General features: G+C 55.5%; 21 protein-coding genes. 9 read left to right on the top strand and 12 right to left on the bottom strand.

Translation table 11 applies throughout. The features are described from left to right. Positions 1 to 12: 12 nt before the first annotated feature. Complete coding sequence (locus JJD41_RS19805; protein ID WP_200669180.1) at positions 13 to 954, top strand: pentapeptide repeat-containing protein; 942 nt, start codon at positions 13 to 15, stop codon at positions 952 to 954. Positions 955 to 1122: 168 nt separating this feature from the next. On the opposite strand, the gene JJD41_RS19810 is transcribed toward JJD41_RS19805, so the two are convergent. Beyond that, a complete protein-coding gene (locus JJD41_RS19810) occupies positions 1123 to 1467 on the bottom strand; it encodes a hypothetical protein (RefSeq protein WP_200669181.1) in 345 nt (114 codons plus the stop codon). 237 nt (positions 1468 to 1704) lie between these two features. On the opposite strand from JJD41_RS19810, the gene JJD41_RS19815 reads away from it, so the two are divergent. Both JJD41_RS19815 and JJD41_RS19820 read left to right on the top strand, forming a co-directional pair. Then, positions 1705 to 2643: a DMT family transporter gene (locus JJD41_RS19815; protein WP_234488930.1), complete on the top strand. Its 939-nt coding sequence runs from the start codon at positions 1705 to 1707 to the stop codon at positions 2641 to 2643. 92 nt (positions 2644 to 2735) lie between these two features. After that, positions 2736 to 3200 (top strand): hypothetical protein, encoded by a 465-nt coding sequence (locus JJD41_RS19820; RefSeq protein ID WP_200669182.1) that lies wholly within the window; start codon positions 2736 to 2738, stop codon positions 3198 to 3200. A 25-nt stretch (positions 3201 to 3225) separates the two neighbouring features. Here the strand turns inward: JJD41_RS19820 and JJD41_RS19825 are convergent, their stop codons facing one another. Continuing rightward, entirely contained in the window at positions 3226 to 4608 is a 1383-nt protein-coding gene (locus JJD41_RS19825; protein WP_200669183.1) for a pentapeptide repeat-containing protein, read from the bottom strand. 193 nt (positions 4609 to 4801) lie between these two features. Then, positions 4802 to 6169: a hormogonium tapered terminus morphoprotein TftA gene (gene tftA, locus JJD41_RS19830; protein ID WP_200669184.1), complete on the bottom strand. Its 1368-nt coding sequence runs from the start codon at positions 6167 to 6169 to the stop codon at positions 4802 to 4804. Positions 6170 to 6814: 645 nt separating this feature from the next. Between tftA and JJD41_RS19835 the strand changes: the two genes are divergently transcribed. Next, entirely contained in the window at positions 6815 to 9010 is a 2196-nt protein-coding gene (locus tag JJD41_RS19835) for a GAF domain-containing sensor histidine kinase (protein ID WP_200669185.1), read from the top strand. Between the two features lie 142 nt (positions 9011 to 9152). Next, entirely contained in the window at positions 9153 to 10832 is a 1680-nt protein-coding gene (locus tag JJD41_RS19840) for an ABC1 kinase family protein (RefSeq protein ID WP_200669186.1), read from the top strand. A 34-nt stretch (positions 10833 to 10866) separates the two neighbouring features. On the opposite strand, the gene JJD41_RS19845 is transcribed toward JJD41_RS19840, so the two are convergent. The 6 genes from JJD41_RS19845 to JJD41_RS19870 all read right to left on the bottom strand — a co-directional run bounded on the left by JJD41_RS19845 (position 10867) and on the right by JJD41_RS19870 (position 15851). Further along, the gene (locus tag JJD41_RS19845) at positions 10867 to 11379 is read right to left on the bottom strand and encodes a MogA/MoaB family molybdenum cofactor biosynthesis protein (protein WP_200669187.1); all 513 of its coding nucleotides are present in this window, start codon (positions 11377 to 11379) and stop codon (positions 10867 to 10869) included. 43 nt (positions 11380 to 11422) lie between these two features. Next, positions 11423 to 11758 (bottom strand): photosystem II reaction center protein Psb28, encoded by a 336-nt coding sequence (gene psb28, locus JJD41_RS19850; protein ID WP_200669188.1) that lies wholly within the window; start codon positions 11756 to 11758, stop codon positions 11423 to 11425. Between the two features lie 56 nt (positions 11759 to 11814). After that, the gene (locus JJD41_RS19855; RefSeq protein ID WP_200669189.1) at positions 11815 to 12885 is read right to left on the bottom strand and encodes an LOG family protein; all 1071 of its coding nucleotides are present in this window, start codon (positions 12883 to 12885) and stop codon (positions 11815 to 11817) included. A gap of 316 nt (positions 12886 to 13201) precedes the next feature. Further along, the gene (trxA, locus tag JJD41_RS19860) at positions 13202 to 13531 is read right to left on the bottom strand and encodes a thioredoxin (protein ID WP_200669190.1); all 330 of its coding nucleotides are present in this window, start codon (positions 13529 to 13531) and stop codon (positions 13202 to 13204) included. An 885-nt stretch (positions 13532 to 14416) separates the two neighbouring features. Then, entirely contained in the window at positions 14417 to 15580 is a 1164-nt protein-coding gene (locus JJD41_RS19865) for a GuaB3 family IMP dehydrogenase-related protein (protein ID WP_200669191.1), read from the bottom strand. A gap of 40 nt (positions 15581 to 15620) precedes the next feature. Further along, on the bottom strand, positions 15621 to 15851 hold the full coding sequence (locus JJD41_RS19870; RefSeq protein WP_200669192.1) for a hypothetical protein: 231 nt from the start codon (positions 15849 to 15851) through the stop codon (positions 15621 to 15623). Between the two features lie 151 nt (positions 15852 to 16002). On the opposite strand from JJD41_RS19870, the gene JJD41_RS19875 reads away from it, so the two are divergent. From JJD41_RS19875 to JJD41_RS19885, 3 genes are all read left to right on the top strand, one after another. Further along, complete coding sequence (locus tag JJD41_RS19875; RefSeq protein WP_200669193.1) at positions 16003 to 16185, top strand: hypothetical protein; 183 nt, start codon at positions 16003 to 16005, stop codon at positions 16183 to 16185. Positions 16186 to 16731: 546 nt separating this feature from the next. Then, a complete protein-coding gene (locus JJD41_RS19880) occupies positions 16732 to 19146 on the top strand; it encodes an endonuclease MutS2 (protein ID WP_200669284.1) in 2415 nt (804 codons plus the stop codon). A gap of 68 nt (positions 19147 to 19214) precedes the next feature. Further along, the gene (locus JJD41_RS19885) at positions 19215 to 19856 is read left to right on the top strand and encodes a DUF3038 domain-containing protein (protein WP_200669194.1); all 642 of its coding nucleotides are present in this window, start codon (positions 19215 to 19217) and stop codon (positions 19854 to 19856) included. Positions 19857 to 19938: 82 nt separating this feature from the next. Here the strand turns inward: JJD41_RS19885 and JJD41_RS19890 are convergent, their stop codons facing one another. Then, complete coding sequence (locus JJD41_RS19890; RefSeq protein ID WP_200669195.1) at positions 19939 to 20118, bottom strand: hypothetical protein; 180 nt, start codon at positions 20116 to 20118, stop codon at positions 19939 to 19941. A 212-nt stretch (positions 20119 to 20330) separates the two neighbouring features. Here JJD41_RS19890 and JJD41_RS19895 point away from each other — a divergent pair, with 212 nt between their 5' ends. Next, positions 20331 to 22100 carry a DUF4335 domain-containing protein gene (locus JJD41_RS19895; RefSeq protein WP_200669196.1) on the top strand — a complete coding sequence of 590 codons (1770 nt, stop codon included), beginning with the start codon at positions 20331 to 20333 and terminating at the stop codon, positions 22098 to 22100. Between the two features lie 17 nt (positions 22101 to 22117). Here the strand turns inward: JJD41_RS19895 and glmU are convergent, their stop codons facing one another. Next, the gene (gene glmU, locus JJD41_RS19900; protein WP_200669197.1) at positions 22118 to 23485 is read right to left on the bottom strand and encodes a bifunctional UDP-N-acetylglucosamine diphosphorylase/glucosamine-1-phosphate N-acetyltransferase GlmU; all 1368 of its coding nucleotides are present in this window, start codon (positions 23483 to 23485) and stop codon (positions 22118 to 22120) included. Between the two features lie 267 nt (positions 23486 to 23752). Further along, positions 23753 to 24778 (bottom strand): response regulator, encoded by a 1026-nt coding sequence (locus JJD41_RS19905; protein WP_370583896.1) that lies wholly within the window; start codon positions 24776 to 24778, stop codon positions 23753 to 23755. Positions 24779 to 25073 lie beyond the last annotated feature (295 nt).

A 25073-nucleotide genomic window follows, 5' to 3' on the forward strand; every position in this document is an offset into this window, starting at 1 on the left:
TTTTAGAGAACGATGACACAGATAGATTCCAAAACCCAAGAGACCGACTCCAGCGCCGACCCCTTCGCCGTACTGGCTGTCCCCGTTCCCCTCGATCCCAACGAATTGCTGGGACGCTACGCCCAAGGCGATCGCCACTTCCCCAAAGTCAACCTCAGTGGCGTTCACCTGAGTGGGGTCAACCTGGCCCGCGCCGAGTTGAGCGATGCCCATTTCGGCGAGGCGAACCTCAGCGCCGCCTACTTGCGCGGGGCCGACCTGCGCGGGGCCGACTTCAAAGGGGCGGATTTGCGCGGGGCTTATCTGCGCGGGGCCGACTTGCGCGGGGCGGATTTGCGCTGGGCCGATCTCGGCGGGACGGAAATCGCCGAAGCGCTTTATGACGTGCAGACTCGCTTTCCCAAGGATTTCGATCCGCAGTCGAGGCGGGCTTACGCGATCGCCGCGCGCGCGAACTTGCGGGATGCCTATTTGGCGGGGGCGGACTTGCGCTGGACGACATTAACCGAAACGGAGTTAAACGGCGCTTATTTGGTGCGCGCCGACCTGCGCGGGGCCGATTTGAGCGCTAGCGACCTGGAGGACGCCGAGTTGAGTGCGGCGTTGGTCGATGCGGAAACACGGTTTCCCGAAGGGTGCGACGCGATCGCCGCCGGAGTTTACGTGCTCGGTCCCGAGGTGCGCTTGCTCGGCGCCCGACTCCAGCGCGCCCGACTGGCGGGGGTGGATCTGACTCGGGCGGACTTACGCGGGGCGGATTTGCGCCATGCGGATTTGCGGCGCGCCCAATTGCGCGGGGCGAGCTTGAAAGGGGCGATCCTCCAAGGCGCCCGGTTGTTGGGGGCGGATCTGCTCGGGGCGCACCTCGATCGCGACGCCCTCGCCGGGACGGATGTGAGAGGCGCACTGTTACCCGACGGCACGATCGCCGATCGGGGGGGCGATCGCCCGTAACCGCCGCGCCAAATGAGCGAAAAAAAGATCGATTCTAGGGTGCCTAGAATCGATCGCCGTTTCAGGAATGATGATTTCTTAGAGAATAAAAAAGTTAGATAAAATCATGGAAAAAAGCTCGTTTAGACACCGATTTCAATCGCTTTTTTCTACTTTCAAGTATCGATCTTATTCGTGAAACAGAGATTCAAATGTATGTCGCAACGAATCCATTTCAGCCACCCGACCGACGAGCAGATTGCGATCGCCCGCATCTTCCAAGCGCTCTTTCCAATACCAAATACTATCGGGATTGTTCATCCAAAATTCGATCACCGTTTCGACGACCCGATCTAAATTCCATTCGGCTTGGGACGAAACCGTTTCTACCGATTCGAGAAACGCATCTAAAGTACATTTATTGGTCGCCAGATATTCAACTCCACAAGGAGAAGGGCGATCGGCAATCACTTGTTGTTGGTTAAAGAAAGAAATAACAGGAGAAATGCCCAAAATGTCAAAGGTGTAGGTCATTTCCACCTCCTACAAATCGTCTTTTTTATGATTGTGAATATTTCATAGCAGTTTGTCAAAGGGCCAACGGTTGCATCTGTTACCGTTCTTCAAAAACTGTAAAAGAATTGGAGATTGTTTTACAATATTTGACCGAATCGCGGAAAATTTCGACCCCGTTCGCCGGGCGACGGCTCCGCCATATCGCGATTCGGTTCCCGGTTCGAGTATGCAGTCAACGGCGCAGCGAGGGATGAATTGAGATTTCAAGGCGAATTCGCCGCCCTCGGCGCGGCGATGGTGTGGACCGTAGCGTCCGTTATTTACAGCAAAGTTGGGGCGCAAATTGCACCGCTTGTTTTGAATTTAGCCAAAGGGGCGATCGCGATCGTCCTGACCTTGGGGACGGCGATCGCCCTTGGCGCTATCGACGCAGACCGAGGGGTTTGGGTTGCCGACCTCGATCGCCTCGCCGTCGGATCCCTGTTACTCAGTGGCGCCATCGGGATTGGCGTGGGGGATACGGCATTTTTTCGCTCACTCAATGCCCTCGATCCCCGGCGGGCGTTGTTATTGCAAACCCTGGCGCCGCCTCTGAGTGCGCTACTGGCGATCGCCGTTCTTCGAGAAACCCTCAGTCCTCGGGCGTGGTTCGGCATTGTCCTGACAATGTTGGGGATCGCTTGGGCGATCGCCGAACGAGTCGGGGTCAGTCCCGCCGACCGTCAAGGGGCCCGACGCGGGATCCTTTGGGGCGCGATCTCGGCGTTGGCGCAAGCGACCGGGGCGATCCTGTCCCGGGGGGCGTTAGCGGAAACGGCGATCGATCCGTTGGTGAGTAGTTTATTGCGCTTGTGTGCGGGGATGCTGGTGTTGCTGGCATGGTTGAGTTGCGGCGATGCTCCAAGGGAGCCGCTTCGCGAACGCCGAACCCGGCAATCGTTGCTTGAGTTAACGTCACCACGGCTGTTCGGCGCGATCGCGATCGCCGCCTTTTTAGGGACGTATTTGGGAATCTGGCTACAACAAATGTCGTTAAAATTTGCTCCCGCAGGCATTGCACAAACCTTGAGCGCCACGAGTCCTTTATTCGCGATCGCCCTGGCGCGCTTGATGGGCGAACGGGTGACGGCCCGGGCGACACTCGGCGCGATCGTGGCTTTGTTTGGGGTGACGTTATTATTAACGGCAGGTTAATTTTTAGCGATAACATTGAATGCGGACGGCTCAAATTGATGGGCGATTTTAGATAGGCGATTTTGAAACCGATGGGCGCGGGAGGTCGAAGAATGAAAGCAATAGTCAAACTGGCGATCGTTGCCGTTTTAATCGGCTTGCTCAATGCTTGCACGGTCAGTTTTAGTGTGGGCGGGTTTCAGCCGACCCGCGACGTAGTGCAACGGGCGATCGCCCTGCAATTAAATCAAACTCAAGCCCAATTGAGACAACATTTAAGTCAGTATGCCGACGGCGACGGTCGGCTTCCCGACTATCAAATCGAACGGGTGGAGATCCGGCGAGAAGATCCGTTAAAAGTAGGGGATTTACTGACCTATCACGTGCAAGGCACCTACAATTTAAGCGGGCGAACGGGCGATCGCCGTTTTAGCGAGCGCGACAATCCCTTCGATTTATATCTTCAACGTCAACGGGAAGGCAAAACCTGGCGTTTGGCGGTTCCGTTAGAGAAAAATAAAGAGACCGACGAGCAGCAATGGGCGACCTATTTAGTGAAACCCCCCGGGTATATCTAAGGCGGGGGCGATCGTCGGCAGTGCTTCAAATCCACGGACAGCGATCGAAACGCCATTGCAGGGCTTCTCGATTGGGAACGGAACTCGGATCGAGGGGCGGGCGCAACAGTTGACCGTGGAGTTGGGCGTAACTGGTCTGGCGCAGTTGGGGGGCGACGAGAACGGTATGGGTGTGCGGTTCGATCGCCAGTAAAGATAAATCGAGTAAATTGTGCAAATCCGCCCGCAACAGCAAGCCCCTGGAAGCATCTTGTAAGTTGTCCGGATAGTCGGGCAGCAGACAGACCGCTTCCAGGGCGGGTTCCGCATTGCATCCGGTAATCGCACATTGTCCGTTATAAGCGGCGAGCAGGGTTTGACGGAACAGAAGCGGACCGCGACGCAGGGCGATCGCCTCCCCGACAGTTTTACTGACATCGGATGCCGAGAAGTTCCGATCTGCCTCCATCGGCTGCGAATGGGCAGATTCCGGGTCTGGGGCGGCCTCTGGCGGGAGGGCGAGATCGGCGGGAAAGGCGGCAGCATCGGAAGGATCGGCCCCCGGGGCGATCGCGATCGCCGCCGGATCGACCGATTCGACCGGAGACAGGGAGCGCAAGTCCGGAATGAACCCATCGGCGGCGATCGCACTGTTGAGTTTTTCGCCTCGGGGTAATTGTACCCCTTGGATGTGAGCGCCTTTCCAATAACTGCCCTGCATATTTTCGATCGCCGGGAGGCGCGCTCCTTGCAAGTTCGCCCCTTCCAAATTAGCGCCAATTAACTTAGCATCTTCGAGATTGGCCTGTTGAAAATTGGCCTGTTGTAAATTGGCTCCCGTTAAATTCGTCCCGATTAACTTCGCCTCTTGCAAGTTTGCCCCTTGAAGATTGGCTTGTTGTAAATTGGCTCCGGTTAAATTCGCCCCGCATAAATGCGCCCCTTGCAACTTGCCATATTGAATTTCTGCATGGCATAAATGGGCCTCGCCGAGGTTGGCCACTCGCAAGTCAACCCCGTAGAGATTGGCTTTGTCGAGATTGACCCCCTGGAGTTTGGCCAAGCGCAAGCGGGCGCCTCGCAGGTTGGCACAAGGCAGCTCGCTTTTAATCAGGGTGGCACCTTTGAGGTCCGCTTCGAGCAAATCGGCCCATTGCAAGCAAGCCCCGCGCAAATTGGCTTCCTTGAGGATGGCATATTGCAACGTCGCATCGGAGAGATTGGCCCGTTGTAAGTCGGCCCAGGGCAAGTTGGTTTCTTGTAAATTGGCGCCTTGGAGTTCGGCCCATCGCAAGTTAGAGCCTTGCAAGTCAGCCCAGCGCAGATTGACCCGTTTTAAGTCCGATCCGCTCAGATCGGTATTGCGGAAGTTTCTGCGCCCCGAGGAGTAGAGTTGGATTAACTCGCTGACGCTGATTTTATCCCCCATAGCGTAACTGGCCCCCTATACAAAAGTCGTCGTGGGAATGGGTCGCTCCCGAGCGACGGTAGTGCTATTGACATGACGATGCTATCCCCGACGGCTTTGCAGCCAGCAGTCCCGTTGCAAGTCTCCAGTGTAGGGAGAAGCGGCGCTGGATTTCAACGCGAGATGGGCGTGGGGGCGATCGCCCCTAAGTCACTCAAAACATCCCGGCGGATTCGTATAGGCGCCGCAACAAGGCCATAATTTTGGTGCCGTAGTCTAAATCGGCGGCCCAGCGACCGCTCAACTGTCCGACTAACGGCGCAATCCCGCGCGCCACGAATCGAAAGCGGGGATCGACGAGTTCTTGCACGAGGGGTTCGTTGCTCGCATAGGCTTTGAGGTGTTGGATGTGGGCGCGCACGCCGACACGAGCGCTGGGAAAGGAGGCGCCTTCGGGTCCGCCGCCGACATCGCCGAGTCCGGCAAAGTTATTTTGAATCGGTTTGACGACGCCGCCAAAGCGGAGGAAGTTCGTTTCGAGACACATTTGACAGAAGGCGATATCGTAGTTGACTCCTTCGATGCTGGCTTCTTCTCGATAGAGGTTGGGCAAGTCGGGGAAATCGACGATCGCCTGTTCGTTATTGGACTTGAGGAACATCAGCAGTTGGACTTCCGAGGTATTGCCATGTCCCATAATCCGATCGAGATATCCCGGACACAGTTGCAAAATCGATCGCAAGACCACCGTGCGGGTTTCGTTTTCCCAACCGACGGAAATTTGATATTCGCGCAGCTCGATCGCCTTGATATATACAATGTTTTTATACGTTACCCGTCGAATTGACGAGAGTTGAGATAAATTGACCCCAAAACTATCGGCTAAGTCGATCGGGATGTAGGCGTTCCCGTTGATAATGACCCCTTGCTCGCCATAATTTTGACCGTTAATACTGATATTAATCGGCGGATAGACGACGGGCTGGGGTGGCGGCGTCGGCGGCGAAGGGGTCGGAAGCGGCGTACCGCGTAAGATGCTGACGAGTCCTTCGGCGATGCCGATCGCAAAATCGCGACGGCGGTTGAGGAGTAAATAGCGATCGTCGGGATTGGTTAAAAAGCACACTTCCATCAACAGGGAAGGGATCGCCACCGAACGACAGAAAGCCAAACTGCCGAGACTGGTGGTGGTATCCGCTTTCGCGCCCCGATTGGGAAGTTGGGGAACGCGACGCAACAGGGCCATCAACAGTTGTTCGGCATGGCTCTTGCGTTCGGTGTTATTGGCAATGTAGTAAACGCTGGCGCCGCGTCCGGCGGGATTGGCAAAGGCATCGGCGTGGATTTCGATCGCCACATCGTTTTGAGTGCCGCGCGCGTTAATCCAATAAATCGACTGCATCATGCTCAAGTCGTCGGGAACCGCCAGCACTTCGACCCCTTTCGAGCGCAGTTCGGTTACGATCAAATCCCGCAAGAGAATCATCTCGCGGGCTTCTGTCGTCCCTCCGGCGATCGCCCCCGGATCGATCGAGCCATTCTCGTAGCCACCATGACCTGCGGAAATAAAAATTCGTCCCATTTAGATAATTCCCTTACAAGCAAAAACAATCGCACTCGATTCTTGAGGATAATCAAAAGGTGGTGAGGCTAACATGGGTTTGGCATTCGAGCAAAAGGAGTTTCTACCGAACGAAAAGCAGATTCTGCCCTCAATTGTGCCTTATTGGCACGGAGTTGGGTAGACTAGAGATTCCCCACGAGCGATCGCGCATTCGCGTTCGCGCAGCGTGCGCCTTGCGCTTAGCGACGCCTCCGGCGTATCCCCCCGCCCTTCCCTCCCCCTGTTACTTGACCTGTGTGGTGGGTAACCTAAAACCAATTGAATCTTCGACGGACATCCGGCTCATCCCATTTCGCAACAAGCCACTGCTCATTTCTGCGTCGCCATTGTCCGGAACTCGTCATTCAGGGGAAGATTGAGACAAAATGGAAACTCCCCAGATTCTCCGATAGGGTTGACATCAGGATCCTCCGTGCCTCCCCCATTCCCTTTCCAATCCAGAGGGACTCGAACAGATCGGCGAATCGAGACGGCCATTGAGGGGAAAGCATTGACGGTTCGCCAGGGAGTTGAAAGCTGCCGAAGTCACCCGCCGGATCGGGGGTGTAGGGGCCAACTCCGAATAGGAAGATGTCAAGCGAGGAAATCGAGAGCCTAAACGTAATGGCCGAGTCATTTTCCATACCTTTCGTGTCCGCCGTCGTGACGCCCGAAGTTCCAGCTCAATTCATGCAGCAGTTTCAGTCTGACCCATTAGGAAAACTGATTAACCGAATACTTCTCGACCTGCACGACCCGCCGAGTTCGCTCGATGGCATCGCACGGACCGTAGGAGAAGCCTTTGATGCGGATTGTACCGCCCTGATCGTCGGCGGCGCCGAGCCTCAATCGACGGGCGCAGGAGAGCAGGTCGTGCCGACGGCGACCTACTGGTATTCCTCCGATTCGTCAAGACGACTGTCGGCACGGGAGCGCGCGGCGATCGAGCGCACCCCTTGGGAACGGGCGATCGGAGAAAGCGATCTCTACGTCACGACGGACGCGCGCCTGGGAGTCGCGGCGCACTCGATCCGGCAACTGTCCGGGATGGGGGTTCGGTTGCGCGGGGCGATCGCTGGAGTCCTGCTGGTGTTGCGATCGCCCGATCGCTGCGCCTCCTCCCTCCCCATATCCACAAAATCGGCAGACGACATGAACCCGTCAACGCGCGGCCTTTCTTTTGCTTGGAGTGCATCGGACATGCAAAAACTCAGTGCGGTTTCCGAACCGATGGCGGCTTTACTCGAACAAGCCATTCGCAACCGCGAACTCGCCGCCTACCAGCAGCAAGTCAACGTGTTAACTCATTATCAAAACTCGATTCACGAACTGACCCTCGCCATCCATCGCGGGACGGACGTCGATCGAATCCTACAGCAAGCCCTCGACAGTTTGATCGGCACCTTTAAGATCCGCAGGGGTTCGATTTTGATGCTGAAATACACCGACCCCTTTTTCAAAAGTCGCTCGTTCGCGCGCAGTTCCCTACGCGGTAGCGAAAGTGCCTCGGTCTCCCCCCAGGACGGCGAAATTTCCCTACCGCCGTTGCCGCGCGCCAAAGTCACCGTCGCCTGTCAAAGCTCGGAACCGGACCATTCCGACGAAGAGGAGCCGAACTACACCCCCAACGTCGGCTCCTTTTGGCTGTCCGATTGTTTCTGGTGCCAGCAAGCCTTCGCCCAAAGCCCGATCCCTCTGACGATCGCCGATCGCACCGACGCGATCGCCCGCCATCCCGATTTGACCTGGGCGCCGATCTTCGATCCCGAACGGTTTCCGGCCCTGTGTATCGTGCCGTTAGTCGCTTCTAGTGGCGGCAGTCTCGGTCACGGTCGCATTTTAGGCTCGATCGCCCTCGAACACGACACCCCCCGTGATTGGCTGCCCCAAGAACTCAAATTAGCCGAACTGATCGCCGCCCAACTGAGTACCGCCATTCTCCAAAACCAAACCATTCAACAAGTACAAGCCCTCGTCGAAGAACGAACCGCCCAATTGCAGCGCTCTCTCGACGTCCAAGGCAAACTCTACGAAAAAACCCGCCAGCAAATCGAACAACTGCGAAAACTCAATCAAATGAAAGATGAGTTTCTCAGCACCCTCTCTCACGAACTCAACACCCCCCTCACCAGCATGAAAGTCGCCATCCAAATGCTGCGTCAGCCGGGGATTCCTCCCGAAAAACAAGCCAAATATTTAGATATCTTAGAAACCGAATGGTCCCGGGAAAGCAATCTCGTTAAAGACTTACTCAAACTGCAAGAGTTAGAATCCGATCGCGCCACCATCAAACTCGAACTGCTCGACCTCAAACGGATCTTGGCGGCGTTGGTCGAACCCTTCGAGCAAAAATGGGCCGATAAAGGCTTGCGCCTCAAAATCGACCTGCCGCGACGGGCGCCTAAAGGCTTGGCCAAAACCTATTTCAAACTCAAAACCGATGCGGACAGCCTCGATCGCATTCTCGTCGAGTTGCTCACCAATGCGGGCAAATACTCCAACCCCAACACCACGGTCTACCTGAGGGCCACCCACCAGATCGAACCGGATGGCAATCGGGCGATCCTCTCCCTGACCAATATCGGCGCCGGGATTTCTCCCGAAGACCTGCCCCATATTTTTGAAAAATTCCGGCGCGGTCAGGGGGTCACCCAACAAGCGATCGGCGGTACGGGGTTGGGTCTGGCCCTGGTGAAATGCTTGGTCCAACACCTCAATGGCACGATCGAGGTTTCCAGCGTTCCCTTAGCCGAGGATTCCGCCTGGAAAACCTGTTTTACCCTGACCTTACCGCAAATGACGGAAACGCCGCCGACCTGAACCCGTCCGAGATCGCCTCGGCCCGTCAATCTTCGTCCACGGCGTTTGCGAATCCCCGATCCGATCGATAATCTAGATCGTATCTTCTCCGGGAATTTTGGGTCGCTTGCAGGCGCGACTTCCCCCTCGACAACGCTAAGATATGCTCCAAAAGGTCAATTCAAACAAGCCATTACGGTGGCAGCGCTCTAAATACTCGCTGTTCCAGCGCCAAATCGATATTTTTACGGCGGCGGGTAAATTACTCTTTTATACGTGGTGGGATAACAAAGTCGCTCCTCGCGATGCCGGACGGCGCGATCGCCGCGCCCGGTGGCTGGTCGCGACCTTGATCGACTTGGGACCGACGTTTATCAAAATCGGTCAGGCCCTTTCGACTCGGGCCGACTTGCTCCCCCTCGAATACGTCAAAGCCCTGGCGACGTTACAAGACCGGGTTCCCGAATTCAGCTCTGAAGAGGCGATCGCCGCGATCGAGTCGGAATTGGGCCATTCCTTGCACGCCCTCTATCGGGATTTCGACCCCTTCCCGATCGCCGCCGCCAGTTTGGGTCAAGTCCACAAAGCTCGCCTGCATACCGGGGAAGAGGCGATCGTCAAAGTTCAACGTCCCGGTCTCGAACAATTATTCGCCTTAGATTTCAAAGTTCTTTACGATTTAGTCCAACTCGCCAATCGCTTTTTTCCCTGGGCGAGAAAGTACGAACTCAAGGAGATCTACCGAGAATTTATCGGCTTTCTGTCCCAAGAAATCGATTATTTAATCGAAGGGAAAAATGCCGATCGCTTCCGAGAAAACTTTGAAGGCAACAGTCAAGTTCTCGTCCCTAAAATCTACTGGCGCTATACCACCAAACGCATTTTAACGATGGAATATCTGCCGGGGACGAAAATTGACGATCGCCACGCGATCGAGGCGATGGGCTTGGATGTTTGCGAAATTAATCGACTGGGAATTTCTTGTTATTTAAAACAACTCTTGCTCGACGGTTTTTTCCAAGCCGACCCCCATCCGGGTAACATGGCGGTTACCCCGGACGGACGCTTGATTTTCTACGATTTCGGCATGATGGCCGAACTCAAGCCCTTAGCCAAAGATCGAATGATTCGCACGTTTTTCGCCGTGTTGAAAAAGGACACCGATGCGGTGTTGAAAGCTTTAATTGAAATGGGCTTGATCGTTCCTGTCAGCGATATGCGTCCGGTACGTCGCTTGTTAAATTTTTTGCTAGAAAACTTTACAGAAAAACCGATCGACGTCAAGGCATTTGGGGAAATCCGCAGCGAGATCTATTCGATGTTCCAGCAGCAGCCGTTCCGGTTGCCCGCTCAAATGACGTTTATTATTAAATCCCTGACGACCCTCGACGGGATCGCGCGAACCCTCGACCCGCAATATAATTTGAGGGCTTGTATGCAGCCTTTCGTGAAAAGTATTACTCTGGAACGGGGAAAGGTGGGTGCGATTTCGGAGTTGGCGCAACAGACGCGCCATTTTATCAAGGAGCGCTTTCAAAAACCGAGTGCGGCGGAAGTGTTGCTGACCCGCTTGGAAAAGCGGTTAGAATCGGGAGAGTTGCAATTGCAAGTGAGATCGATTGAGAGCGATCGCGCCTTAAATCGCTTGAATTTATCGGTCAAAAGTTTAATTTATGCTTGTCTGTCGGGCTTTACGTTTCTCGCCGGGGCGGTGTTGTTGCTCGGTCCCTATGGTTCGGGGGCGATCGTCGCCTTCGCGATCTCGGCGATCGCCTTCTTGCTGTTGCTGCGTTCGTTATTGCGGTTGGCAATTAAGGAAAAATTAGACCGACTGGCCCAGTAGTTCCACTCCGACCGAGGGCGATCGCCCCTATTTCCTAAGCGGGAGAACGGGTCAACTGGGAGACCAAATGCACCAGTTCCGGCAAGATCAAGCGCTCTAAGGCGAGGCTGACGGCTCCTGTAGAGCCGGGAATCGAAAAAATGAGTTTGGAATGGTACACCCCGGCGATCGCCCGCGAGGCGATCGCCCGCGACCCGATCTCGTGATAGCTCAACGAGCGAAAGATCTCCCCAAACCCGGGCAGGGTTTTTTCTAACAGGGAGGCGATCGCGTCGTAAGTGGTATCTCGCGGGGCAATCCCTGTCCCCCCGTTGAAAACGATCGCGTCGAGATCGTCCCTGGACGCCAACGTCATCAAGCGATCGCGGATCGCCACCGGGTCGTCTTTGAGAATTTCATAAGCGGCGATCGCGTGTCCCGCTTCGACCAGTCGGTTTCGGACGATCCGACCACTGCGATCGGTGTCGGGGGTGCGCGTGTCGCTGACCGTAATCGCCGCACAACGAACGGCGATCGGTTCGGAATCGGGGTGGGGAATGGAAGTCATGAGTGCGGGCGATCGCGAGCGACGACGGGAAAGGGAGCCAGATTCACGATTTGCTAAAGCCCAAACCATTTTCTTGGGCGTAGCGTTCCATAAAGCGCATGAACCGCTCCCATTCTTGTTCCGATTTCATCACGTGAATCGCTTCGAGCGCTTCCGGTTGACCGTTGACAAATTTTGCTTTCACTTCCCGGGTGGTAATTTCGCCTTCTTCGTCGATCAGGTACATCCCGGTAATTTCATCGGTGCTGTCCTGAGCTAAAGCATTGGGGTTTTGAAAGTAAAAGGTTGCCGTCCCTTGGGAACCATCTTTAGAACGGGTCAAACGGACTTCGGGGACGATTTCCTCTTTCACGCCTTGGGAAAACTGAATTTCAGCCATCTTTCAGATAAAGTTTTGTAAAGGACACGTTGACCTATTCTCTCATCAATCGGGCTTTACTTGCGCTCCGGATGGAGTAACTCGTCGGAATCGGCGATGGCGAGTTCGTCGATGCGGTGGATGAATTGGTAGAGTCGTCCGGCGTCACGGCGGTTGAAATACAAACTCAGGCGGGGCAATTCGGAGGTTTCGTCTCCCATTTCTGCGGGTAAGGCGCCCGTTTTCTCAATTTTGCCCTTGACTAAAATATCGCTAAATTCCGCATTGAGCTGTTCGACGGCTTCGTCGGAGAGTTCGGATTTGAGACGGATCACGAATAAATCTTTAACGTAGCGACTGGAATGGTAGACGCGGTAAAACTTGCGAATCGTGTCGCACGCCACGTCTAAATCGTCGGTGACGGTGTAGATGTTGCAGTCTTCGGAGCCGATCAAGCCCCGTTTTAAGAGGTGCTTGCGGATATAGGCATCCCAATCTTTCCAATAGTCCCCGCCGGGGGCGTCGATCAGTAAGATGGGAGAAGGGCCGTAGCGTCCGGTTTGCCCCAACGTCAAGCATTCAAAGGCTTCGTCTTGGGTGCCGAACCCGCCGGGAAACAGGGCGATCGCGTCGCTCTCGCGCAGGAAAAAGAGCTTGCGGGTAAAGAAATACTTGAATTCGATCAGTTTGTTGTCCGTGTCGATATAAGGATTGGCATCTTGCTCGAAGGGTAATTGGATGTTGAGTCCGAAGGAGTGACCTTTTCCGGCCCCTTCGTTCCCCGCTTGCATGATGCCGCCTCCGGCTCCGGTCATCACCATGAATCCCTGTCCGACCAGACGGCGGGCAAAATCGCGAGCCATCTGGTATTCCGGGGTATTTGGTTCGATGCGAGCCGATCCGAATACGGTGATTTTACGAACGTGACGGTAGGGGTAAAAAATCTGGAAACCGCTTTCGAGGTCTTGGATCGAAGCACTCAGAATTTTCCAGTCGAGGCGATCGATGTCTTCCGAGGCGATGCGGACGAGGCTGGCGAGCGATCGCCCGATCCATTTTTTATGCTTCAAACTGGGCAGATCTTCGATTAAGCGTTTGAGATCTGCCTCAAGGGTGTCGAGTTCGTCAAAATAAAGCGATTGAGCCATAAACCTGTCCGAGGCTGCATTTTGATTTTAGCGAAAAGCGATCCCCAACGGGGATCGGTCGGCTTGGGAGCGGGCGATCGCCTCGCTGTCGTCCATAAAAAATCCCGTCCTAGCACGCACGCCAGGGCGGGAGAACCAATGGCGATCCCCGAGGAGACGCCCACCATACCAAACTGAGCCGGGGTCTACAGGAAAATCTTCCTGAGAAGGGGAATGTCCGTGGGGCGAGCGATCCCTGGAAACTTAAATGGCTCGCCAATACGCCCGACAGGCTGAGTTGGGTAGAGTGTACTCATTGACAAACAGGGATAGAACTCTATTTATCGAGATATTTTTCTAGAGTATTGGCCAGCGTGGTTTTTGGAACGGCACCGACGACCATATCGACCCGTTGACCGCCTTTGAAAATCATCAGGGTCGGAATACTCCGGATCCCGTACTGACTGGCGACATTGGGATTTTCATCGGTATTGACTTTGACAACCTTCACCTGACCGTCGTACTGTTGGGCGATTTCATCGACCACTGGAGCTACCATCCTACACGGACCGCACCAGGGCGCCCAAAAATCGACCAAAACAGGTACGTTGCTCTCAAGCACTTCTTGTTTAAAAGTAGAGTCTGTAACTTGTGCGGCTGCTGACATGCCTTTGAATCCTTTACTATAGGGTTTCTAAGAGATTGACACTCCCTGGCCTCAAGAGACGGGGATTGTGGGTTCGCGGATTTCACTAGCTCGGACGGGTGATGTCTGACCGCCGTTGAGGCGAGATCTCACCCCGGGTGAATGTAGACGAATCCCGGCCCTACTTCCTTATGAGGGGGTGGGTCGCACGCGATCGCCCGAAAGGTTCTTCTGCGAGGAAGGGTTCGGGTCTAGCTTCAACCCACCGCAGACGGGCGCGGTTGAGATCTCGATACTACCGTGACGGATACGAGCTTTGACAATCGGCAGGTCGAACTACCCCCCGGTTTTGCCTTCCATCCGCGAGCTGGCGCTACAAGGACTTCAAGCTCCCGTTCTTTCTCCCTTGACATATTCCCCCGCTTAGAAAACGGGGGACTCTCCGGTCAAACAGCAACCGCAGGCAAAGCCCGTCTTACGTTGCCTCCCGGTCCGGCGGTTGATGCCCCAACCGCCTTGATAAGAACTATAGTGCCATCGGGCGACTGAATTGATTCAGTCTCGCGCTGACATCCCCCGTTTTCTAAACGAGGGCTTTACGCCTGCACTTCGTAATTTTACCATCTCTGCGAGCAAAGCCTTCTGATATCAGGCATTGGCTTCCAAAATGGCGGCGAGTCGTCGGACACGGCGATCGCCGACGGCCACAAAAGGAACCGCCCGAACAAAAGTCCGGGCGGAGTGTGGTGTGAGGAGTGAACGGAAACATGCGTCTCCGCTATATTCTATTCTAAGCTACAGATCGCTGTCATGCTTGGAATTCGCCTTAAACTTTTTGAAAGAATCGGCGATCGCCTGACATTTGCCTGACATTTGCTTGACATTTGCCCGACATTTGCCCGACATTTATTTACCCATTCCTAATTGTTGGGCTTTCTGATAGACCTTCCCTTCCGTGAGTAGCGAAGGGGCGATCGCAACTTCAACTTGCTGCATTTCCCGCAAGTTTTTCGCACCCAAGGTTCCCATGCTCGTTTTGAGGGCGCCGAGGAGATTGTGGGTGCCGTCGTCGAGTCGCGCCGGACCGCGCAAGATTTCTTCGAGGGTTCCGGTGGTTCCGACCCGAATTCGCGTCCCGCGAGGCAGAACCGGACTCGGGGTGGCCATCCCCCAGTGATAGCCGCGTCCGGGGGCTTCAGCCGCTCTAGCAAAGGGAGAGCCGATCATGACGCCATCGGCGCCGGAAGCAATACATTTGCAAATATCGCCCCCAGTAATCAAGCCGCCGTCGGCGATCACCGGGACGTAGCGACCCGTTTCGCGATGGAAATCTTCTCGTGCTGCCGCGCAGTCCGCGACGGCGGTCGCTTGGGGAACGCCAATTCCCAAGACCCCGCGAGAGGTGCAGGCTGCTCCCGGTCCGATGCCGACGAGGATACCGGAGGCTCCGGCTTTCATTAAATTAAGGGCAACCTCATAAGTGACGCAGTTGCCTAAAATCACCGGAACGGGCATATCTTGGCAGAATTTGCCTAAATCGAGGGGATCGACCGATTCCGGAGAGAGGTGCGCCGTCGAAACCACCGTCGCTTGTACGAAAAATAAATCCGCTCCGGCTTTGGCGACCGCCGACCCGTATTGAATCGCTCCAGCCGGGGTGGCACTGACCGCAGCGATGGCGCCTTGGCTTTTGATTTCGTGAATGCGCTTCTCGATTAACTCCGGCTTAATCGGTTCGGCGTAGAGTTCTTGCATCAGGGTGACAAACTCGTCTTTGCTCACCGAGGCAATGCGATCGAGAACCGGGTTGGGATCGGCGTAGCGGGTTTGAATGCCTTCGAGATTGAGTACCCCCAGGGCGCCCAGTTGCGAGAGTCGAACCGCCATGCGGACGTCAACGACACCATCCATCGCACTGGCGATGATGGGAATTTCCCGGCGGATACCGCCAATTTCCCAGGTCGTTTCTGCCAACGCCGGATCGAGGGTTCGGTTGCCGGGAACCAGGGCAATTTCATCAATTCCGTATGCTCTGCGAGCTGTTTTGCCCCGACCAATTTGAATATCCACTGCTTCTACTCGCTTTCCCAAGACTATTTAAGCTAGACTATCAAATTTGCAACAAAATTGCCGGGAAGGCAAATAGAGTTGGAGACAAGGGCGGGGGAACGGATCGCCAAAAGCAGACCCACAAAGGAGTTGAGCGCTGCCACGCTGCGATCGCGTCGGGTCTCCCCAGGAGAATCACCCCTCCCCGCTCCGCTCTCTCGACCCGCGCCGGGGCGATCGCCCCCGCTCCCAAGGCTGTCCACCCGGAAAACGGCTTATTTTTTAGCGACATCCGTATTATCTCGGAGATTTTGAGCAATTTTACCGATCGCACAAACTTGGGTGCTTACACTGAGGCGATCGCCGTCTGCTTTACCTTATCTTTAAAAAAGGTCGGCTCATATTTCACGAAAACTTCATGTCCGTCTGCGAGGAAATCGAGTATGTCTACCATGACCTGCCAGTCTTCAAACCCACTCGTTGCATCATTCAACGAGCGAGACACTCAAGCCCTCGAAGCAATGTTTGCCGAATGTGACGGGCGCGAAATTGGAGAAATTGAAGCCTTCCTACACCGTTACGTCGCTCCTCGCCACAAAGCCTTTACAGGAACGGTCAAGCCTTAACACTAAGGCCAAATCACCTAGGGCGACAGGGCATCCAGGGGAGTCGGACGCACGTCACTTGCACGATTCGTGCAGGTTAATTCAGGGGAGAGGATCGAGTCAGCCTCGGTCGAAATCGAAGGCTGTAACGTGCCAGAGCCATAATCGCGGGAACTGAAGAGCATCGACGCCACGGTAAAGCGTCATTTACCGTGGCATCGAGTTGGAAAGTTTCGATCGCCGAAGGGATGCGGACAGACGCCTCAACTGAGGACGGGGTGTCCGCATCCCTTCGTTTGCCCGATTCTCGCAGCAGGGACTTCTGCTATATTAAGGAATTGCAATCTGTCCGAAGCGATCGGCCAAGTGGGTTGAGCAATATTGTTCGGGCCACCTCAGAGAAGAGGGACTAAGACGCTTGACCTGCGCGACCCCGGGGCGAGCCGATCGCCCAGATCTCAGTCCTGGTCTGAGAGTAGGAAGCCACTCTTGCGATCGCCCAGGTCGAGTTCGATCGCCGATCGCGAAGTGGGTCAGTTCATTCAACTGCAATTCAGTCTTTTAGCTTTGATTCAGTCCGAGACCTTAGAACTGTTGGGGTGGGCGCGCCTGTGCCAGCATTTGGCAACCTTTGCGGCGACCAAACTGGGCGCGCTGGCGGCCAAACAGTTACCCATACCCGATAATCGAGAGCGTTCCCGAGAACTGCTCGCCCAAACCCAAGAAGTTTACGACCTCGAAAGTCGCCTCGGTAATGGCTTGTCTTTTGAGGGCATCGAGGATATCGGCGAATCGTTAGAACGCGCCGCTATTCACGGAATGCTCTCTGGAGAAGAGTTGCTGGAGATCGCCACGACCCTATCCGGGGCCAGACAACTGCGACGGGCGATCGAGAGTGCGGATGAGGTGCCGCTTTTGCAAGCCTTGGTGGCACCGTTGCGGACTTATCCGGAAATCGAACAAGAGATCAACCACTGTATCGACGAACGCGGCACCGTGGCCGATCGCGCCAGCCCCAAACTGGCGGGAATTCGCAGCGCGGCGCGGCAAGTTCGCAACCGAATTTACGAAACCTTGCAAAGGATTTTGCAACGGCAAAGTCATGCGGTGCAAGAGTCGATCGTCACCCAACGGGGCGATCGCTTCGTGATTCCCGTCAAAGCACCGCAAAAAGATGCAATTCCCGGCATCGTTCACGACAGTTCCACCAGTGGCGCGACCCTCTACGTGGAACCCCACGCCACCGTAGAACTGAACAACCAAGCACGACAACTGCGCCGCCAGGAACAAGCGGAAGAAGAAAAAATCTTGCGCCATCTGACCGAACGAGTCGGCGAAGTCCAAGAAGATCTCGAACGGTTGCTCGCCGTGGTGACGGCGATCGATTTAGCCAGCGCCCGGGCGCGTTATTCTTTATGGCTGGAAGGCAATCCGCCGCGCTTTATCGACGAAGACGGCCCGGAAGCGGGGGAGGCGATCGTGCTGCGCCAACTGCGCCATCCCTTGCTCGTCTGGCAACACCGACACGAACACGGGGATCCGGTGGTGGCGATCGATGTCAAAATTGACCCGAAGGTGCGCGTCGTCGCCATTACCGGACCGAATACCGGGGGGAAAACGGTGACCTTGAAAACCCTGGGACTGGTGGCGCTGATGGCGAAAGTGGGGCTATTCGTCCCCGCGCGCGAACCTGTAGAATTGCCGTGGTTCGATGCAGTTCTCGCCGATATCGGAGACGAGCAATCCCTGGAACAGAGTTTATCCACCTTTTCCGGTCACATCCGTCGGATTACTCGTATTTGGGAAGCGATGAGCGATCGCTCCCTGGTGTTGCTCGATGAAGTGGGGGCGGGTACGGATCCGTCGGAAGGGAGTGCCTTGGCGATCGCCTTACTCCAGTCCCTGGCCGATCGCGTCCGTCTGTGCGTCGCCACGACCCACTACGGCGAACTCAAAGTTCTCAAATACGAAGACGAGCGCTTCGAGAATGCCTCGGTGGAATTCGACGATCGCACCTTGCAGCCGACCTACCGCTTGTTATGGGGGATTCCGGGACGCTCGAACGCGCTCTCCGTCGCCCGCCGCTTGGGACTCGCCGCAGAGATTATCGATCGCGCTTCGGCCCGGATCGCGCCGACGGGCAGCCAAGAGATCGACCGGGCGATCGCCGGGTTGGAAGACGAACGGCGACGCCAGGAAACCAAAGCGGAAGAAGCTGGGGAACTGCTCGCCGAAACCGAGCGTCTCTATCGCGAAGTGTCCGCCCGGGCCCAGTCGCTCCAAGATCGGGAACGACAATTGCAACAGTCGCAAGAAGAGGCCGTACGAGCGGCGATCGCCGAAGCAAAAGCTCAGATCGCCCGCACGATCCGCCGCCTGCAACAAGGCACCCCGACCGGACAAGAGGCGAACGCCGCTACTGCGGAAGTCGATGAGGTGGCGCGGCGCTATTTGCCGTCGCGACAGCAGAGCGCCCGCCGTCCGAAACCGGGATTTCGTCCCCAAGTGGGCGATCGCGTCCGCATTCCCCAAATCGGGCAAACCGGAGAAGTGCTCGCAGTCGAAGAGGGCGATCGCGAAGTGAGCGTTCGCTTTGGGATCATGAAAATGAATGTTTCCTTTGCGGAAATCGAATCTCTGGACGGAGAAAAGGTAGAAGCCCCGCCAAAAACGAAACCCCCCGCAGATCGCACCCGCTCGGCGCCGCCCGCACCGTCGCCGAGCGCCCCGACGGTGAGAACGAGTCGCAATACCCTCGATCTGCGCGGATCTCGGGTCGCCGACGCCGAACTCGAACTCGAACGGGCGATCGCCGAACAGATCCCTATCGGCGGAGCATTGTGGATCGTCCACGGCAAAGGGACGGGCAAACTCCGTCAGGGAGTCCACGAGTTCTTGAAACAACACGGCGCGATCGATCGCTACGAGTTGGCCGACCAAAAAGAAGGCGGCAGTGGGGTGACGGTGGCTTATCTCAAATGAGAGGCGAGCCGAGGAAGATAGAGGAAGTGCGAGGGTGCTGGAGACTGTTTTGAGGGGAGTTAGACGCGATGCGCTCAATTTTAAAAGGGGCGGCGAACGGCAAAAACGGCCAGAAAACGCCCGGTCAATTGTCTGCAACTTCCGCGATCCAACGGGAGGAATTGGCGCACGCCCAGCCTCCGTCCGCCTCCGAACTCGACAATATTAAAACCCATTTAGACCTGATCCTGCTGACGTTGGAATCTTTGGCCGGGATCGGGTCCGAGGCGATCCTGCGTGCCGCCGTGGAATTAAAACTCGAAGCGATGTTGATGGATCGGGTTTCCCTGTGGCGGCTGCGCCAGTCCAATCCCTTACGCAAAAGTCAGGGAGGACGCAAGAAATTAGATGTCGAGGAGGCGCGATCGCTCGTTTTGGCGATCTGCCATCTGGCCCGGGAACATCAAGAATTGATCCGCCGCGCCGTTGCCTTACTCGAACAACTCACCGAGCTCAACCGTGAACCCCACGAAGCTTCCCTGCTCGGTGACTATCTCGATAAGTTTTGCAATACCTATCAAGAACGGATGGAAGATGGAGAAGAAACTTCCCCGGATTATTTAAGTCATTTAGCTTTAAAATTATTAATCGACCTGCTGTTTTACAGTGGCTCTAACGGCCATCGCCATCTTTGGCTGGCCTTGATCGATCCCTCGTTGCCCGTCAAATAAGTGGGTTTCGTGTGGGTTGGGTGTCTTTTGTGTTTTTTTCTTTTAAAACAAGGCGATTTTCGATCGCGATCGAAATAACAGATTAAAAATCTTGAAAATCTTGAAAATCTTGAAAATTTTGAGAATTTTGAGAATCAAAAATATCAAAAACCTTCTCAAATCGACGATCGAGATAACAGTTAACCGAGCGTGTTTTTATCCCCAGTTCCTTTGCAATTCTTCCTTGGATTTCGAGAATATCTCCGCCCTCAATGGCGGCCAAGACCGTCCCCGAGGGCTGTATCCGGGGTTGGCAGGGGGGACTTGAGAGCTTGAGGGGCGTCCCCGATCGCGAGTGAGAATTGCTATAACAACCTTCAAGAGATGACTGACCTGTTTTTTACCGTAGAAAGTCGTGCCTCCCTAAACATCGAACGAGTCTTGAGTCTAGTTCCCCGATCGATTCGTTATTCGTTCTCCAACCTATCCTAATTTATGCCTTCGTTTAATTCGGTCTTGCGACGGTACACCCCCCCGACGTGTACGTTGGAAATTCGGGCGACGAGTTCGCCGTTGTCGCGGTGGGTCGGTCAACCTGTTGTCAAGAATGTGCACTTTCAATTGCGCTTCGACGCCCCGCAAATCCCCGAAGAGCAACAAGTCACCTTGCGCGGCGACGGCGACAGTCTCCAAGATCTTTATGAAGCAGTATCGACTTACGTGCGCGACTTCATAGGGCGATCGCCCGTCCCCGCCCAAGGTGGCGATGGGATTGCGGATTTAGTGCGGGGGGATGCGGGAGAAGATCCCTCACGAGAGGCGATCGCCCAGGGGAGTGCGGCGCCCCCGACCGAGGAGGAAGCCGCCGATCGCCATTTGGAACTCGTCCCGGAGGGGTCAGGGAGCGGCGATCCTCCTTTGCAGTCCCCGAGCGAACTCCCGGAGGAGCGGCGATCCTCCTTTGGAGTGGCCGAGCGATCGCAGATTTCCTTACATCCCAAGGGCTTGGTCGCCCACGAATTGCATTTGGGAGAATTGGCGACGGAAGAATCCGGTGCGGTGGTTCATCTCGGCACCTTACAACTATTCGATTTAGCCAGTGCTTTAGACAGTTATGCCAGCGAATTAACGGCGCTACCGGACTGGGGAGACACGAGCCGACGGCGCCCGTCCCCCGTCTGGTTGAGGGTCGCGGCGATCGCCTTACTAACGGTCGGCGTCGGCTCCGCGACGTGGTACGCGATCGAACGTCCCTTCGATCCCGTCGGGGAAACCGCCGGATCTCCCGTCCAGGACGCCGAAGAACCCGCGAGTTCGGAAACGATTTCTTCCCTGCCCTCACCTCCCGCGTCCCCGGGGACGACACCCGAGCAGACTCAACCGCCGACGACCTTTTCCAGTCCGATTCCGGTGCCTTCGGAGCAACCGAGCGCCCCACCGCCTCCGCCGATCGCCATGCCTCAACCCGCGCCCCAACTGGAGAGAACCCCAGAAGCGGCAGCACCGCCGGAAAACTTGGCCACCCGTCCGGCTCCTCGGGAAGGGCGTTCGCGCAGCGACTCCCCAGGAGGATCGCCTACACCGCCTCCAGACGCTACGGGAACGCCTCAAAATGGCGGGGGGGTGGAGTTACGCATCGAACCCGCACCGGAGTCCGACAGGGGGAATGCCTCGACCTCGGAATCGCGCCAAGGGCAAAGCCAGGGGCAAAGTTCGCCTCCCAATCCCCCTCGAATTTCAGGGGACCCGACGGTAGACCAGATCGGCAGTGCGCCGCCAACGCCCACCAGCGCCTCGCCGTCACCAGTCCGGGAGGAGCCTCCTCCCGTCCCCGATTTGAGCGAGGATGTGGCGGCGGTTCCGCCGGAAGAGTTTGAAGCGACGAGTGAGGCTGGGTCTGCGGAGGAAAATGCCCCGAATGACGCCGCCGCTTTCCCTCCGGCGCGATCGCCCTCGGGGCCGCCCCCGGTCTTTAACGAACCCTCTTCCGTCCGCGAAGCCCAGCAGTATTTTCAAGAACGCTGGCAACCGCCGTCCGGGTTCGAGCCGACGTTAGAATATCGGCTCAAGCTCAATGCCGACGGCTCGATCGCGGCGATCGACCCCCTGGGGGAAGCCTCGAAAACTCATATCGATATTACCGGGATTCCCTTACTCGGAGAACCATTTGTATCGCCGTGGGAGGGCGCCCCAAGCGGGCAGTTGCGCCTGGTTCTCAAGCCGGACGGGACTGTGGAAACGTTTTGGCAGTCGAGTGCCCGTTAAATGCCGGGTTCGGCAGCTTATTCCCCTTGAGGTTGGGCGGATTTGGGCTGCCAGTCCGGTTTGACGATTTGACGGGGACGGGCGATGACGAGGGAATCGTCGGGAACGTCTTCGACGATGGTGGATCCGGCGGCGATCGTTACGTTTTCGCCGATGCGAACCGGGGCGACTAAGACGCTGTTGGAGCCTGTTTTGGTGCCGCTTCCGATTTCGGTTCGGTGTTTTTGATAGCCGTCGTAGTTGGCGGTAATCGTTCCGGCGCCGACGTTGACGCGATCGCCCGTCGTGGTATCCCCGAGATAGGACAGGTGGGCGACGTTACTGCGATCTCCGAGGGTGGTATTTTTAATCTCGACAAAATTGCCGACCCGACATTCGCCCCCGATTTGGGCGCGACCGCGCAAGTGTCCGTAAGGACCGACCCGCGTTCCATCGCCGACCTCGCTGTCGGCAATTACGGAATAGAGAACGGTAACGTTTTCGCCGATGGTGCTGTTTTCGATTAAACTGCCCGGACCGATGCGACTCCCGGAACCGATTTTGGTCTGACCGCGCAAGTGGGTTTGCGGTTCGATGGTGACGTCGGTGCCGATTTCTACGGGATCGTCAATGGTGATGCTGTGGGGATCGACGAGGGTGACGCCAGCCGCCATCCACTTATCTTTAATCCGGGTTTGCAGGATTTCGTAAGCGGTGGCGAGTTGTTTGCGGTTGTTAATCCCGAGAATTTCTTGATAGTCTTCGACTTCGACGACGCGCACGGGCTTTAAGTAATTGACCGCATCGGTTAAATAATATTCCTGTTGGTCGTTTTCTGCTTTCAGTTTGGGCAGTACGTCGGCCAAATCGGGCCAGTGGAAACAGTACACTCCAGCGTTAATCCGCCGATTTTGCTTTTGCGCGTCGGTACAGTCTCGATCTTCGACGATTTGCTGCAGGTGATTTTGGCTGTCGCAAAAAACGCGCCCGTATCCTTGGGGATCGGGCATTTGGGCGGTCAGCAGGGTACAGGCGTTTTTCTGCTGTTTGTGGGTGGCGAGTAACGAGGCGATCGTACTCGGTCGCAATAGGGGTACGTCGCCGTTCAAGACGAGTAAGTCGCCTTGAAAGTCTTGTAAATGGGGAATGATTTGTTGGATGGCGTGACCCGTTCCCAACTGTTCTCGTTGTTCGACAAATTCGAGGTTGGCAATCGGTGCGAGGGCGCTTTGGATGGACTCGCTACGATAACCGACTACGATTAATCGCCGGGAAGGTTGGATTTGGGATAAGCTGTCTAGCACTCGTTCGACTAGCGATCGCCCACCTAAAGAATGCAAGACTTTAGGTAAGTTAGACTTCATACGAGTTCCGCGTCCGGCGGCTAAAATCGCTACTGCTACCATTCTTTTCTGAGCCGATCTACTTATGATTGACACTCCCCCGCCTCAAGTACGGGGGATTCTTAGTTCTACGATAGAACCTAGTGAAGCAGGTTTTCGCCAACAACCGTAGCGGTTTCCTCTCCCCAAGAATTTCTTGCCTCTAGGATGTTTCTCGCTGCCGAGGCGATCGCGCTCTAGGATCCATCCGCGCCCAAGGCGGATCCCAGCTAAACTATTCTGGGCGGGTTCCGGTGGGGGTGACCGTCAGGGGCAATCGGGTCGAATACTTTACCCGGTGGCAACCAGTGGACTGCGTTCGGACTCGGGAATTGCGGCGGCGTTTTGCAAGTGGATATTGCAAATAAAATCTTTAAAACTTTCAACTAGTTTCGGGTTGCGCCAGCCGCGTTCGACTTCTTCGTCGAGAATTTCTAAGGCTTTTTCGGGGGAAAAGGCTTGTTTATAAGGCCGTTCGCTGGTGAGGGCGTCGTAAATATCGAGCAGTTGAAAGACTTGGGCCATATAGGGAATCGCATCGCCTACGAGTCCGTCGGGATAGCCGCTTCCGTCCCAGCGTTCGTGGTGATGGCGCACGATCGGTCGGACGCCGCTCATGGTTCGCAGGGGTTGGCAGATTTTTTCGCCAATGAGTACGTGTTGTTTCATGATCGCCCATTCTTCGGCGTCGAATTTGCCTTTTTTGAGCAACACTGCATCGGGAATGCCGATTTTACCGATGTCGTGCAGGTATCCGGCCCATTCTAAATTGCGAATTTGCGGTCGTGACAGGTTGAGATACGTGCCGAAGGCGCGACCGAGGGCGACGAGTCGTTCGCAGTGGTCTCCGGTGTTGGGATCGCGGGTTTCGACGGTTTTGGCAATCGAAAAGAGGACTTTTTCGGCGTGGTCGAGGTCTTCGTTGAGTCGCTTTTGGCGCACTAGGGATTTAACCCGCGCCGAGAGTTCGAGGTGGTCGAAGGGTTTGGTGAGGAAGTCATCGCCGCCTGCTTCGATGCCTCGGATCCGCGATCGGCGATCGTTGAGGGCGGTAATGAAAATAATTGGAATTAACCGCGTCGATTCGTCTTGTTTGAGATGACGACAAACTTCAAACCCGTCCATTCCTGGCATCATCACGTCTAAGAGGATCAGATCGGGGTTGGTTTTTTTGATGCACTCAAGGGCCGCCGGACCGCTATCTGCTTCGAGCATTTCATAACCTTCGACAGATAATAATGCGACTGCGGTCATGCGACTGGCTTGATGGTCATCGACGACTAGTATTTTAGAACGCTCTGAATGGAGGGAGTTCACGGACAAACACCTTGCTTGCTCTATTGGTAATCGGTTTATATGGGTAATTTGGATCGGTTCTCCATCAAAATCGAGGTTTGAGTTTGAAAGAATAATTTCTTTTTTTTAGTTTTCTACCTCTATTTTGACATTATCGTCCATATTCATCCAATTTAGATCGGCTATCTTACTTAGGGTCTGTCATCAATTAAGAAAATTGACAAAAATAGTGAAATGTGTGTAGCCTGCTACCCGTTCACTCAAGATAGCTCAAAACCGGGATGAAACGGCGTTACGCTTTACGAGACGACCAATG

Origin of the sequence: Oxynema mangrovii CENA135, from assembly GCF_016632315.1 — a bacterium.
GTDB lineage: Bacteria > Cyanobacteriota > Cyanobacteriia > Cyanobacteriales > Laspinemataceae > Oxynema > Oxynema aestuarii.